Here is a 14,393-nt window from a genome sequence, read left to right as displayed (position 1 = left end):
ATATAAATGTGCAGGAAGTTTTAGAAATTAATCAGATTTGAATCAGCTTATACTGATCGATTCAATCCAATTTTTAAAGTGATCTCAAATATGTTTGGACACCAAAATCAGTGATCCTGATTTCTTCTAAGAATTCACGAAAAGTACCATTAATTTTTAATGCACAATACTTTAATCAATGACATGAAATAGCGGACAGACTGGAGGAACCCTTTTGGAAAACAAAGAACAGAAAAAAGAACAGCAACGGGTTGACTGGGTCGTTTCAAAAATCGGCACTAAAATGACCAGCACGGAAAATGAGTATAATCGTGCCCACACAGAAACCAAAAAGGTCCAACAAACTTATTCAGACAACACCTCAGTCAACTATTTTGAAGTCGATGATCGAATCGAAACCAGTGCTGAACTACAACAGCAGCGTGGTTTGGTTTCCAGATTAACAGAGAACGAAAGTATTTTAAAACATCATCTTTCAACCATGAAAGATCTTCAACAATCGCCTTATTTTGGCAGAATCGATATCAAGGATGATGATCAATCTGAGGATGAAAAGCTATACATCGGAATTGCATCATTTGAAAACGATGATGGTGACTTTTTGGTTTATGATTGGCGGGCTCCAATTTCAAGTGTTTACTATAATGGCACACTTGGAAAAGTAGCTTACGAAACCCCAATGGGCAAACAACAAACTAATTTAATGAAGAAACGCCAATTCCAAATTGTCGATGGTCAGATCCGAAATATGTTCGATACCAACGAAACAGTTGGCGATGAAATGCTGCAAACTGCTTTAGGTGCCCAGAACGACGATTATATGCAAAATATCGTTGCAACAATTCAACATGAACAAAATGACATTATCCGCGATACAAAGAGCAACCTGCTTGTTGTCCAGGGGGTGGCAGGCTCTGGTAAAACATCGGCCATTTTACAGCGAATCGCATTTTTACTTTATCATAGTCGTGACACGCTGGAAGCCGATCAAATTATTCTTTTCTCTCCAAATAAGCTTTTTAGTCATTACATTTCCGAGGTGCTTCCAAGTCTTGGCGAGCGAAATATGAGACAGGTTACATTCGATGAATTCATCGATAACCGTCTTAAAGGGTTAAATGTTCAAAGTTTATTTGATCGATATGAAATAGATGGTCAACTGACATCCCAGCAAAAGGCCATTCGTGCGTTTAAGGAATCGGCAGATTTTATGGATGACGTGGAACACTACTGCAATTCACTAAAGCCAACTGACATTAAGTTTAGTGACATCATCTTCAATGAATCGATTTTCTTTAGCAAACATGAAATTGAACAACTCTTCTCATCATTTCCAAGTGCAATGAAAGTTCCCGATCGTTTTCTCAAAACCAAGAATGCTTTAATTAAGCGGCTAAAGCATCGGATCGTCACTGAAACCAAGGCCGATTGGGTCAATGAAGAAATTGACCAGCTCAGCGAAGAAAAATACCATGATCTGCTCGGTACCAAGCGCCTTCGTGATTTTCAAAACGAAGATGACGAGCGTTTCTTCATTGCCAAAAAAATTGTTACCGCCCGCTTACAGGTTGTTTACGATGCCATTTTTAATAACAACTTTTTAGATCCGTACGTCCAGTACACGGCCTTTTTACAGCGTGTTGATTTACCTGCAACCGTCAATCCGGTTCAATGGAAACAATCTATTTCCGATTTTAATCAGGAAATCGAATTCCACTCAATTAAACTCGATGATTGTGCGCCACTCCTTTATATGAGAGACTACATTTGTCAAAGTGGTCAAAATAACACAATGAAATATTTATTTGTTGACGAGATGCAGGATTACTCGGTAGCTCAACTAAAATATTTAAAATATGCCTTCCCGAAAACTAAATGGAACCTGCTTGGAGATAGTGAACAAGCACTTTTCAAAGATGTTGAAGAACCAGAAGAAATTTTGAACAAACTAAATAACGCCTTTCACGTTCGCCACTCCAGACTCATCAGTTTAATGCGTTCTTATCGGTCAACCTATCCAATTACAACATTTGCAAAATCAATTTTGCCTAATGGCGATGCTATCGAGGCATTTAATCGGGATGGTGACATTCCCGAATTGATTGTATCTCCCAATACAAACGACGCAACCAATCAAGTGCTCAAAGTCATTGCAGATCAACGACAAAAATATGCCACAGTTGCAGTTTTAACCAAAAACATGGCAGAGGCCAAGGCGGTTTATGGTTTGATCCACAGCGAAACAGGCGCAACACTGCTTAAAGATGCCGACCGAACCTTACCAAAAGGTGTCTTGGTACTACCAATATATCTTGCAAAAGGACTGGAGTTTGATTCAGTGATTGCATGGGACACTTCTGAAATCAACTATCCCGAGAAATCATTGTTGGGGACACTCTACACGATCATTACCAGAGCGATGCATCATTTAACACTAATCAGTATTGGAGATGTGACGCCTTTAATTACTGATGACTCTCTCACTAACAGTCAAATTAAAATTGAACACACGATTAAAAATAAAAAAGTATAACTTTCTTTCCAACATTGATCATAAGAATAAGATAATTGGTTTTAAACAAGTAGTCACCACTTAAGCCTTGCGCCGCCATTTAATCATGTAGCGGCCAAGGCTTTTTTCTTTGGTCATTTGGCGATTGCATAACTTTGATTGACAAGTGACTTAGTAATTTGTATCTTAGAAAGGTAATTAAAATTTTCTTAAGACTTGAGGTTATAACCTATGGTTCATCGAATTTGGCATCAGTTTCCACGTATTCAACTAAAATTAATTCAACTCGAACCGTATCTTTTAAAGGCGGTCACTTTATCAAACCAACCAGTTCATTCAAGAATTTTAGCCTTATTAAAATCCGGCGGTAAACTTCTACGACCCGGTTTTTTCTACATATATTCTGAATTTGGCGAAAATATCCCAGCTGACAAACTCCGCGCAGGTGCGGCTGCAATCGAATTATTACACGTTGCCACACTTATTCACGATGACGTCATTGACCAATCACCACTTCGCCGAGGCGTTCAGACCATTCATACGCAATATGGTCAAAAAAATGCCATTTATGCTGGCGATTATTTATTTACCTGTTATTTTGATCAGGTCTTAAAATCCACACATGATGCAACCGATCTCCAACGTCATATTGAGGCCATGCAAACCATATTAAATGGCGAACTGGATCAAATGGCCTTTAACTACCGGCAAGATATGTCTCAAAAAGATTATTTCCACGAAATCACCGGTAAAACTGCCGAGTTATTCAAGCTAAGCTTTGAACAGTCGGCAATTTTAACCCACGCTCCTCGTGATATCGTGACACTTGGTGGCGAAATTGGGTTGGCAATTGGTCAGGCTTATCAAATTCAAGATGATATTTTGGATTATGGCGGTGATTCGAGTCAAACTAAAAAGCCGGTTCTCGAAGACCTTCAATCCGGGGTATACACGCTTCCACTTATCTTGGCAAATCAAACTGCTGGGACACAGTTGGCCCCCTTGTTAGGTAAAAAACAGGATTTGAAGGAAGCCGACATCAAAAAAATCCAGGAGATCGTTATCAAATCCGGTGGTTTAAAACAGGCACATGAAATTGCAAATCAGCTCACACAAAAAACATTGGCGCTAATCAATAGGCTTCCTGAGCAAAATTCAAAAAAAGAATTACGTCGTTTAACTAACTTGCTGCTGCAAAGAGAGCAATGAGCCCCCCTTGACAAAGGTCCTTTATTTTCGATGACCTATTAACCTAGTGACAAAAGAAAGAAACAATATCCGGACTACTGGAGTCTTGATATTGTTTCTTTTTCAATTGCCACAGTTAATGGTTGTCAATTAACCGCCACTAACGATTGATTATTAATTACGTTAACTCTCTGAAGCACCGGTCGTTGCATCAGTATCACCATTAGACGCTTCCGCTTCCGGCTCATCGTGAGTAGATGCGCTTGTATCAGCATCCGTAGCACTGTTATCGGCCTCATCATCTTTAGACGATGCACCCGTGTTGGCATCCACTTCAGCATTCGGATCAGCAGCAAGCTTTTGCCCTGTTTTGTTTAAATACCACTTGATAATTGGCATAATATCCAGAACAAATTCGTTGATACCAACGTACTCGCCCTTTTCATCATGCATAGCTTTGTAAAAATGCATAATGTATTTATCCGGGCCGTTGCCAGGAACCGGCATTTTGACCATATCGGTCTTTCCTGTACGTAATGCATGAATAACACTCTTAACACCCTGAATGGCTCTCTTTGGATGGACAAGTGACAGTGGATCTCCTACCTGACCGGGACGTCTTGGTGCCAACATTTTTTTAGTAGACGACATTTTATTGTAGTAAATAAATTGATTATTACTATCCGCATATGTTAATTCAATAGGCATTGAATTCAAGAAATAATTAAGTTGATCAACCGTTAAAATGCCGCGGTCCAATTTAACATAGGTATTTCCTTCAACCGCATTAACCTTCTCTGCCGCCTTTTCTCCCCAATCATCAGCTGTCATATCGACACCTTCGATGGTTGTCGAAATTTTCCCTTTTGAATTCAAGTCTTCGCTACCGGCAGCATCATCATGCCCTCCAGCGGTTTGATTCATCGTGTTAATCACCTTAACAAATCGAAGAAATTTTTGTAATGTTGTCTGCAAAAATGCGGTTGTTTTTTCATCCTTGAGGCGACCATTATCATCAAAAGCTTCTTTTACATTTGCCAAAAGAAATTCATTTCCAGGAAAAACAATTGCGTTGACACCTGGAGCCTCTAAAATTTGACGAAGATTTAGTTGTGCCCTTGAAGATCCCTGCTCATAGTACGAGGCACCAACAATCATAACCGGCTTGTTAGAAAACGGATGAACCTTGAAAGATAGCCATTCAATCACACTTTTAAGTGCCGCAGTAATCGTGTGATTATGTTCTGGAGTGGCAATAATCACCCCATCGGCACCCGAAATTTTTCGATTTAAATATTGAATCGCACCGCTTTCAGTTTGATCATTGTCTTGATCAAACATAGGAATATCATCAATGCTTAAAATTTCGATATCAGCAAGGTTGCTAAAGTGATTGGCAATGAATTGAAGCAATATTTTATTGTACGATTTATCTTCAACAGTACCAGCAATTCCAACTAGTTTCATAAGTGAGCACTCCTTTTAATTAAAATCTTCTTTACCAAGTTTTTGAACTTCTTTTTTGTCAACCTTAACCGTATGCCAAAGTTCCTTTGAAATTTCAACAAATTGTTGAAAGTCCGCAAATAGTGCGTCTAACTGTTCAACTTTGTCTTTATCAGTTAAATCACCTTTGTCATCAAACGCTTCCAACACATGACCAACTAAATATTCCGAACTTGGCATCACTCTGGCACTAATTTCTGGTGAATCCAACATTTGACGCAAATGGGCTTGCGCTCTGGAAGTCCCAAGTGATCCAAATGATGCACCGATGATCATGACCGGCTTATCTAATAAGGGATGAATACCATAAGAAAGCCATTCTAACGCATTCATCAACACAGCAGGTACTGCATGATCGTACTCCGGTGTACTAATAATGACACCGTCACTGGCATCGATTTTTTTTGCAATTTCAGTTGCCCGTTCAGGTACTTTCATATCTTGTGGCTTATTAAACATAGGCAGGCCGGAAACTTCAATCAACTCAAGTTCTGCTTGTTTTACAAAATGACGTTTCATAAATTGTAACAATTGACGGTTGGTTGATTGGGTGGTGTTCGTACCAACTAATCCAATAAATTTTCTCATTAAAAGTCATCCCTTCACAAATTCTGTTTATCTAGTGACGCTTGTCTGCAGGCACATTCTGTTATATCTCCATCATAACGCAATTAACATCACAAACTGCATATTATGTAACAAACGTCTTGATGATTATTGTAATAAATTCTTATATAGAATATTAAAATATAAATTTATTATATATCATTTTGAAATAAATATCACTAATTATTATTAAAATAATATTTTTATTGTAAAAAAACATCATTCAGGTCGCCACCTAAAAGCAGGACCAACGCTCTTGATAACAGGTACTGACACCCTATTAAAAATAAATTGTGAGTCAGTTATCCACTATGAAAGTATTTCATAATAATTTCACAATATCCTAGTGCACAAAGAACCGAAATTTCTAGTAATAACTAGAAATTCCGGTTCTTTTAAAATCGATATCCCTTTCACTTGATTGGGAACAAAGTGGTTATATTCATTATTTTCCCCGATCCAGATCATATAATTGCCTAAACCGGGCTTCTGTTTTATATAGTGCCTCGGGTGTTCCCTGCATATCAAAATGACCATTTTCCAAGAAACGAACCTGATCTACGTGCCCAATTCCTGCTAAATGATGAGTCACCCAAATAATCGTTTTATCTTTCAGTAAATCAAAGACCTGATCAAGAAGGTGACGCTCCGTAATTGGATCTAAACTGACCGTTGGTTCGTCGAGAATAATAATTGGTGCGTCCTGAAGTAGAATCCTAGCCAATGACAACCGCTGACGCTCTCCCCCGGAGAATCGTTTGCCGGCTTCTTGAACATGCGTTTGATATTTCTCAGGAAGTGATTCAATTAAGTCTTTTAACCCAACTGCCTCAAGTGCTTTTTTAACATCCTCATCCGATGCATTGATATTACCAAGGCGAACGTTGTTCATAACTGTCGTATTAAAGAGATAGGGTTGTTGATCAAGAATTCCAAATAATGACGCACGATCGCGCTGCAGTGAAGACACGGGTACGCCGTTAATGGTTACCTGGCCGCTAACAGGTTTAAGGTCGCCAACCATTAGCTTTAAGAAAGTGCTTTTACCAGTACCGCTCGGCCCAAGCAAAGCAATCTTTTCCCCCGAATGAACCGACATCGAAATATCATTAACAACACGACGATCTCCGTCTGGATACTTGAACGTCAGGTGATCAATGTTGAGTTCTTTAAATCGTTCAGATAAACGCAATTGATCATCCATCTTAGCATTTCCCTGATCCAATTGGTTAACCCGCTCAATAGAGCGTCGATAAACCGGCCATTCGCTCATCCCTTGGCTCATATTCAGAAAGGGTGAAACCGCTGGAAAAATAGCTAATGCAAACGCGGCAATCCAATCGGCTAATGATTTGGTTGCTGTTAATGAATGACCACTCCAAATCAGAAGTACCAATGTCGTCAATAAAACAACCACTTGAACAAAAAATGACCGCCACCACTGATAATAATGATCTTTTCTTCGCAAAGCGGCAATAGCATCAATTGGCTTCTTCTGTAAAGTCATAAAGTCATGGTACCGGCCCGAAATCAACCAGTCACCCAGACCAAGAACTTCATCGGTTAGATTTGTGTAGAACTGATGCTGAATCTGATGTTGACGAAATTCACGAACACCGTTGGTGGCAACCGAGGTTAATGGCATAATAATAACGATGATCCCCAGTAACAACATGAGTAATAAACCGACCACCCAATTAAGGCAACCAACACCGATAACAACAAAAATATACAAGAGCCACCCAATGACCATGGGAAAAACGGTTCGTAAGTATAAATTTTCAATATGATCAATATCATCTGCTAAAATACTTAAAATATCTCCAGTTTGATGAGAACGTCTAATGGCCGACGCTTTTCTCTCAACTGTTTGGTATAGTTTCTTACGAAAATCCGATACGATTCGCAGTACCCAATTATGGCTGGTAAGCCGTTCCACGTAGCGAAAAACCGGTCGGGCAATTCCAAATGCCCTGGCTAACACAACGGGAACATAAATATAAATAATACTGGATGGCCGCCTGGCAGCTTCACTAATCAAATAACCCGAATTAAACATCAGGGCACCACCAGAGAAAAATGTCATAAAGCCAAGAAAAAGAACCAGGATGAGCAGCCCCTTATATTTTCGCAAATAAGGCATGACCCAAGTATCGTGTGCAAATGTTTGTCTTAATTGCTTCATAGCTCTGCAGCCCCCATTTCTGAACGCAATTTAACGTACTTGCCATTTTTGGCATTTAGTTCTTCAGGCGTCCCCTGCTCAACAATTTGACCATGATCAATCACTAAGACATAATCCATTTCACTAATCCAATGAAGGCGATGCGTCGCAAAGAAAACCAAATGATCATCAAAAATAGGTAAAATATCTTTCTTCAATGCCGCTTCCGTTTCAATGTCCAAATGCGCAGTCGGTTCATCAAATAAAAGCACTTTTCTATTTGTATCAAGAAAAGCACGGGCAAGTGCGATTCGTTGTGCCTGTCCACCGCTGACCGTTCTTGCACCCTCACCAATCATTGTATCCAAACCGTCCGGCAACGTTTTGATCCATTCGTTTAGTCCGGCCCGCCTGGCAGCATGGTTAATTGAGTCCGACGTGACATGATCAACATAAAACGCAATATTTTGTGCAAGTGTGGCATGAAAAAGATAAGGATTTTGTGGAATATAGAGAAAGTTGCGTTGCCAGGCCTTTTGATTTAAATGAGGCAATGACTGTCCGTTAATTTCAATCTGCCCCTTCTTGTCCGGTGCCAAAAAGCCGCCAATAATATTAATCAATGTTGATTTACCCGAACCAGATGCACCAATGATCCCAATTTTCTTCATTCCCTGAATCGTAACCGAAACGTCCTTTAGAGCCGGTTTGTCAGCATTAGGGTATGTGAAAGTCATTTTTGTAAATTTAAGTGTGGCATCTTTCTGCCACTTAAAGTCAGTGAGCTCATCGGTTTGGTTCATCTCCGGTTCGTTTAAAACCTCTAAAACAGCCGATAAAGCATTTTTACCGTTCAAAGTTGCATGATAATCATTTGCAAAGTTTCGAATCGGCAAAAAATACTCGGGTGCCAAAACCAAAATAGTTAAAGCCGGCAGCAGCATAACCTTTCCGTCCAGCAAATCAAAGCCAAGAAAAACTGCAACAACGGCGATTGACAAGGTTGTAAAAAAGTCCAATGCAAATGTCGAAGTTAAAGCAATTCGCAATGTTGACATTGTTTCTTTTCGATAAGATTCGCTCACATCAAAGACATTATCCGCATAGCGTTTAGAAAGCCCCAATTGCTTTAACGTAGGCAAGCCGCGTAAAGTATCGACAAAGTGGTTTGAAAGGCGCTGATACCCCTCATATTGACGATCAGCCTTACTCTGTGCCGCTAATCCCAAAATAACCATAAATAAAATAATTACTGGAAAAATAATAAAGAGAAAAATAGCCTGTTCCCATCGTAAAAAAAGGATATAAAGTAAAATCAGCCATGGTGTAATCGACATATCCAATATTTTAATAATAACCAACATTAAATAGGTTTGGACCTTATCAATTCCTTCAAGTGCCATTGTCACGATATTACCAGTCCCACGCTTTTCAATTTCGGCAGGTCCCAGATGAAATATCTTAGACATTAATTGTTCCCGCATCTCACCGCTGGTCTTTTCAACATACGGAAAAAAGACACGATTTTGCGCTACCGTTAATAAGTGTCGACATAAGAACGCAACGGCAAATACAACTGTCGGTATTAAAATCGATTTTAACGATTGTAAATTCCACAAATTTACAATCGCAACCGATAGGTATCTTGCTTGAACAATGATTGCAACCGCTTGAACAAATACCAAAATTCCCAAAATAACAAGGTATCGTCGCATTCCCGGCAGTGCCAGTAATCGTTTATCAATCAACTCGTTCACTCCCCCAATTTTATTAACTACACGGACTAGTATAGTGAATAATTGCACACAATGGAACCGTCATCTACAAAATATTAAAATCAAAAATAACGATCCATCACTTCAATAAAACGCGATGGATCGTTATTTAACTGATCTTTGGTAAAAACAAGCATTAACGTTAATTAACGCCATGTCCCTACCAAAAGATTATGCAGTTTGTTTTGGTGAACTCAAACGCTTATAGAATACCCAATAACTCCAAATGAAGTAAATAAGAACAATCGGCAAAATTGAGAACGTAATAATTGTCATTAAATGCAGAGTATATGGTGAACTTGATGCATTCTTGATCAAAATTGAATTAACATTATCTTTACCAATCATGACACGTGGGAATAACCCGTTAAAGATTAAGACAACCACGCTAATTAAAGACAACCCACTTGCCAAAAATGATGCCCAATCGTGGGATGCAATGGCGCCCCACCAAGCAATCAAAGTAAAAATAACCAATGCAATCAAGATGCTCCAAGTGGTTACCGGCTTTTTGGCAAAGAAATCGGTTGTCAAGAAGAGCAAGATGACAAAGACAACTTCACCCGCAAGTAAAACAGGATAAAGAATCTTACTCCATTTTTGGGCGCGTTCTCTAAGGCCGCCGCTGGTCTTTAGACGTAAGAAATTCAAACCGTGAATGAAGCAAAGAAGTGAAACGGCAACACCGCCAACCAGTGAGAACCAATTTACATAAGTGGTGAAGCTCCCAAAGATATTTCCTTGACCATCCAGTGGAACCCCTTGAATCATACTTGTAAACATCATACCAAATAGAAATGCTGCACAGAAACTACTGATCGAAGCTGCCCATTCCCAGAAATTACGCCAAGTATCAGTTTGCATATTTGCACGGAATTCAAAGGAAACGCCTCGGAAAATGAGGGCAACCAAGATAAGGAACAAAACGATATAGTATCCTGAGAACAATGATGCATACCACATTGGAAACGATGCAAACATTGCACCACCAGCCGTAATCAGCCAAACTTCATTACCATCCCAGTGCGGACCAATTGTTTGAATCACAACATCACGTTCGTCTCGATCTTTAGCAAAGAATCGAATTGACATCCCGATTCCAAAATCAAATCCTTCAAGGAAGAAGAAGCCGCTGAACAAAACACCAATCAGTAAAAACCAAAGTAATTGAAGATTAGTCATTATGAGCCGCCCCCATTTCATAAGGATCTTTATCAGAAGACTTTTCCGGTTTACTCGAGTAACCATCTGTCATGACTGAATCCGGTCCTGATTTTAGAACCCGGTGACTGAGAATAATCATGACAGCCCCAAGTGAAGCAAAAATCAGGAAGTAAACAATGTTGGTAAACAACAACCCCAGAACTGTCGAAGTTGGTGAAACAGCATCCGCAATTGTTAGCAGACCATAAACAACCCATGGATACCGACCAAATTCAGTAATAAACCAACCGGCTGTGTTTACGATAAATGGCAGCCAGAGGCATAGTCCCATAATATACAGGAACCACCGCTGCCTCATAATCGCATTGGACTTTTCTCGATTCAACCACAGACCGACGATTGCAATCAAAGCAAACAAGCCTGCTGAAAAGGCCATCAATCTGAAGCTCCAGAACAAGGTCTTTGTCGGAACGTAATAGTTCTTAATCTTTTGACCCTGTTTTGTACCGTCATACTTAGCCTTCAACTCTTTGTTAACTTGATTTTGACCCTTAACGGTGCCGCTTAATTTGTGGTAGCTCAAGATATTTAAAACATAAGGAATATCAATTGACCAAGTGGTCTTATGGTTATTAGTATCAATTCCTGCACCAAGTGCCCAGTCACCCTTTTTCGTGGAATTCTTATAAAGACCTTCCATGGCTGAGAACTTCATTGGCTGATTATTAATCAAGTAACGCGTCTGGGTGTCACCTGACCAAATCGAGCCTAAGCAGGCACACAATCCAATAATCAACCCCACTTTAAGTGATTTTCGATAAAAATGTTCATGGTCTTTCTTAAGTAATCGCCATGCAGAAGCCCCTGCAACAACGAATGACGCGGTTAAGAAAGCACCGAAAATAACATGCGGAAATTCATTCCATAGTTGACGATTTGTTAAAACCGCAGAAAAACTCGTCATGTTAACTCTGTGAGTCTGTGAGTTAATCACATACCCAACCGGATTCTGCATAAAACTATTTGCAGCAAGAATCCAAAGTGCTGAAAGCGTTGACCCAAAAGCGGTCAGCCAAATAAACAAACAATGAACAACTTTGTTGAATCGATCCCAGGTAAACATCCAGAGACCAATAAACGTCGACTCCATAAAGAATGCGGCTAACGCTTCAATTGCCAAAGGTGCGCCAAAAATATCACCCATGAAACGTGAGTACTCAGACCAATTCATTCCGAACTGGAACTCTTGAATAATACCAGTAACAACACCGACAGCAAAACTAAACAGGAATATTTTCCCCCAAAACTTCGCCATATTCTTATAAGTCTCATCCTTCTTAACAACGTATAACGTCTCCATAATCGCTACGATAAATGCTAACCCAATCGAAAACGGTACAAAGAAGAAGTGAAAAACAGTGGTCATCGCAAACTGAAAACGTGATAGACCTAGTACTGACAAACCTATATTCAACATTGTTGTATCCCCCCTTAACTAACAGATTATGAGTATTCCCCATATACTTCTATTGTATCTATTGATTGCCTAATATTCAAATGAAAATATCGACTAAACATGAATATTTATTTATGTTTTGTGAAAGAAAATTGTGACTAATCAAATTGATCCCGAATGCCCTTGAATCCTTGGTATAGTAATGCTTGTGAAAAAAAAGCTTTAAATATTTTTTTATTTTGTAATAGTATTCATTAGACAATCAGCCGATGTACTTTTATAATATGAGTGATAAGAATAGGTTATGCTATTATTCATTCTTTTATATATTTTAGTTGCTTAACTTATCGTTAAAATTCAAGGGGGAAATTAATTATGGCAAAGAATATCGTTGTCATTGGTGCTGGCTTTTCAGGTGTTTACGCAACTAAAAAGTTGGCAAAACGTTTTAAGGGAAATCCTGATGTTCACATTACGTTAATTGACCGTCATTCATACTTCACGTACATGACGCGTTTGCACGAAGTTGCAACTGAACGTGTGGAACCCAATAGTATTCAGTATGACTTACAGCGGATCTTCCATAAACAGAAGAACGTCCAACTAATCACTGACAATATCAGTGAAGTTGATAAAGAGGGCAAGAAGGTTGTCGGTGAAAACGGCACTTATCCTTTTGACAGTCTTTTGATCAGTATGGGTGGCGAACCTAACGACTTTGGGACACCCGGTGTTAAAGAAAATGGTTATACGCTTTGGTCTATGGAAGATGCGATTGCCTTACGTGACCACATCAACGTCATTATTCGACAAGGCGCTTTGGAGCGTGATCCGCAAAAACGTCAAGCGATGTTAACCTTGGTTGTCTGTGGTTCCGGTTTTACCGGTGCAGAAACCGTTGGTGAGTTAATTGACTATAAGAAGGTTTTGGCTCGGGAAAATAAGATTGACCCTAGCGAAATCAAGATTATGTTGGTTGAAGCTGCACCAACAATTATTAATATGCTTGATCGAACAAATGCAGCACATGCCGAAAGTTATTTCAAAAAGAATAATGTTGAAATTCGGACCAGCTCGATGATTACCCAGGTTAATTCGGATTCCGTTGAAATTAAGGATCAGGATCCCATTTCGACTGATACTTTAATTTGGACTGCTGGTGTAAAAACGAATCATGTTGCTGACAGTTTTGGAATCGAAGCTGGACGTGGTGGTCGTTTGGTCACCAATAAATACCTACAGGCAAAAGGGTTTGAAGATAAAAGTATCTATGTAGCCGGTGATAACGCAAATGCGACCGAAGAAGGCGCAAAACGTGCTGTTCCACAAACTGCTCAAGAGGCTGAAAATGAAGCAATTGTCGTTTCAACAAACATGGCAGCTGATATCGACGGTAACCAAAACTATATGGAATTTAAAGATAAGAATATGGGCTTCACAGTTTCATTTGGCGCGCACTACGGCATTGCCCAAGTCTTCGGCGGTAAGCGTGTTCGGGGTTGGATTGCAACAATTATGAAGCATTTTACCAATATTATGTACTTCATGAGAATTCATTCCGGCTACTTCATGTTTAAATATATTCTCGAAGAGTTCTTTAGGGTTAAGAATGGTCGGACCGTCTTTGGATACAATACGTCAAAACGAAGTAACGTTCTGTGGAGTGTCCCGTTAAGATTGTTCTTTGGGCTTGCTTTCTTCTTGGATGGAATGGCCAATGTTAATGACTCAGTCAGTTTCTTGGTCACTGCGCATCCCGGATTAGGTGCATTGGAAATAGTGCTGGGAGCGCTTATCTTCTTAGGCTTGTTCACTTGGCTGGCAAATCTTATTGTGATCATCCTATTCTTCTTTGCGATGCTCACATGGCCAACAACATGGACACTCTTCGTTGCATTGGCTTTAATGAACGGTTCCGGCAGGTCATTTGGACTGGATTACTGGTTTGTTCCATGGTTACAGAAGACTTGGGGTCGTTCGCGTTACGGTGTGCCACAATCAATTTATAAAAAATAGTATCTA

At 39.6% G+C, this 14,393-nt stretch carries 9 protein-coding genes; 3 read left to right on the top strand and 6 right to left on the bottom strand.

What is annotated here, in order from left to right; genetic code table 11:
* The first annotated feature begins 214 nt into the window (after positions 1-214).
* Both helD and HMPREF0519_RS11595 read left to right on the top strand, forming a co-directional pair.
* The gene (gene helD, locus HMPREF0519_RS11600) at positions 215-2,533 is read left to right on the top strand and encodes an RNA polymerase recycling motor HelD (protein WP_003636487.1); all 2,319 of its coding nucleotides are present in this window, start codon (positions 215-217) and stop codon (positions 2,531-2,533) included.
* A 210-nt stretch (positions 2,534-2,743) separates the two neighbouring features.
* The gene (locus HMPREF0519_RS11595) at positions 2,744-3,721 is read left to right on the top strand and encodes a polyprenyl synthetase family protein (protein ID WP_003636486.1); all 978 of its coding nucleotides are present in this window, start codon (positions 2,744-2,746) and stop codon (positions 3,719-3,721) included.
* A gap of 162 nt (positions 3,722-3,883) precedes the next feature.
* On the opposite strand, the gene HMPREF0519_RS11590 is transcribed toward HMPREF0519_RS11595, so the two are convergent.
* The 6 genes from HMPREF0519_RS11590 to HMPREF0519_RS11565 all read right to left on the bottom strand — a co-directional run bounded on the left by HMPREF0519_RS11590 (position 3,884) and on the right by HMPREF0519_RS11565 (position 12,392).
* A complete protein-coding gene (locus tag HMPREF0519_RS11590) occupies positions 3,884-5,167 on the bottom strand; it encodes an NAD(P)H-dependent oxidoreductase (RefSeq protein WP_003636484.1) in 1,284 nt (427 codons plus the stop codon).
* A gap of 15 nt (positions 5,168-5,182) precedes the next feature.
* Positions 5,183-5,794, bottom strand: coding sequence for an NADPH-dependent FMN reductase (locus HMPREF0519_RS11585; protein WP_003636482.1), 612 nt, complete (start codon positions 5,792-5,794; stop codon positions 5,183-5,185).
* A 463-nt stretch (positions 5,795-6,257) separates the two neighbouring features.
* Entirely contained in the window at positions 6,258-7,997 is a 1,740-nt protein-coding gene (gene cydC, locus HMPREF0519_RS11580) for a thiol reductant ABC exporter subunit CydC (protein ID WP_003636480.1), read from the bottom strand.
* Positions 7,994-9,724: a thiol reductant ABC exporter subunit CydD gene (gene cydD, locus HMPREF0519_RS11575; RefSeq protein ID WP_040472822.1), complete on the bottom strand. Its 1,731-nt coding sequence runs from the start codon at positions 9,722-9,724 to the stop codon at positions 7,994-7,996. Before cydD ends, cydC begins: the two co-directional genes overlap by 4 nt.
* Positions 9,725-9,922: 198 nt before the next feature.
* Entirely contained in the window at positions 9,923-10,933 is a 1,011-nt protein-coding gene (gene cydB / locus HMPREF0519_RS11570) for a cytochrome d ubiquinol oxidase subunit II (RefSeq protein WP_003561635.1), read from the bottom strand.
* A complete protein-coding gene (locus HMPREF0519_RS11565) occupies positions 10,926-12,392 on the bottom strand; it encodes a cytochrome ubiquinol oxidase subunit I (RefSeq protein ID WP_003636476.1) in 1,467 nt (488 codons plus the stop codon). Before HMPREF0519_RS11565 ends, cydB begins: the two co-directional genes overlap by 8 nt.
* A gap of 354 nt (positions 12,393-12,746) precedes the next feature.
* Between HMPREF0519_RS11565 and HMPREF0519_RS11560 the strand changes: the two genes are divergently transcribed.
* On the top strand, positions 12,747-14,387 hold the full coding sequence (locus tag HMPREF0519_RS11560; RefSeq protein ID WP_003636474.1) for an FAD-dependent oxidoreductase: 1,641 nt from the start codon (positions 12,747-12,749) through the stop codon (positions 14,385-14,387).
* The last annotated feature ends 6 nt before the right edge of the window (positions 14,388-14,393 follow it).

Source organism: Lentilactobacillus hilgardii DSM 20176 = ATCC 8290 (assembly GCF_000159315.1).
Taxonomy (GTDB): domain Bacteria; phylum Bacillota; class Bacilli; order Lactobacillales; family Lactobacillaceae; genus Lentilactobacillus; species Lentilactobacillus hilgardii.
This window is presented reverse-complemented; position numbering and strand designations above follow the sequence as displayed.

Excerpts from the sequence above, each read along its gene's own strand:
- cydB (WP_003561635.1), bottom strand. The coding sequence starts at position 10,933 with ATGACTAATCTTCAATTACTTTGGTTTTTACTGATTGGTGTTTTGTTC.
- HMPREF0519_RS11560 (WP_003636474.1), top strand. The coding sequence starts at position 12,747 with ATGGCAAAGAATATCGTTGTCATTGGTGCTGGCTTTTCAGGTGTTTAC.
- HMPREF0519_RS11565 (WP_003636476.1), bottom strand. The coding sequence starts at position 12,392 with ATGTTGAATATAGGTTTGTCAGTACTAGGTCTATCACGTTTTCAGTTT.
- HMPREF0519_RS11585 (WP_003636482.1), bottom strand. The coding sequence starts at position 5,794 with ATGAGAAAATTTATTGGATTAGTTGGTACGAACACCACCCAATCAACC.
- HMPREF0519_RS11595 (WP_003636486.1), top strand. The coding sequence starts at position 2,744 with ATGGTTCATCGAATTTGGCATCAGTTTCCACGTATTCAACTAAAATTA.
- cydC (WP_003636480.1), bottom strand. The coding sequence starts at position 7,997 with ATGAAGCAATTAAGACAAACATTTGCACACGATACTTGGGTCATGCCT.
- HMPREF0519_RS11590 (WP_003636484.1), bottom strand. The coding sequence starts at position 5,167 with ATGAAACTAGTTGGAATTGCTGGTACTGTTGAAGATAAATCGTACAAT.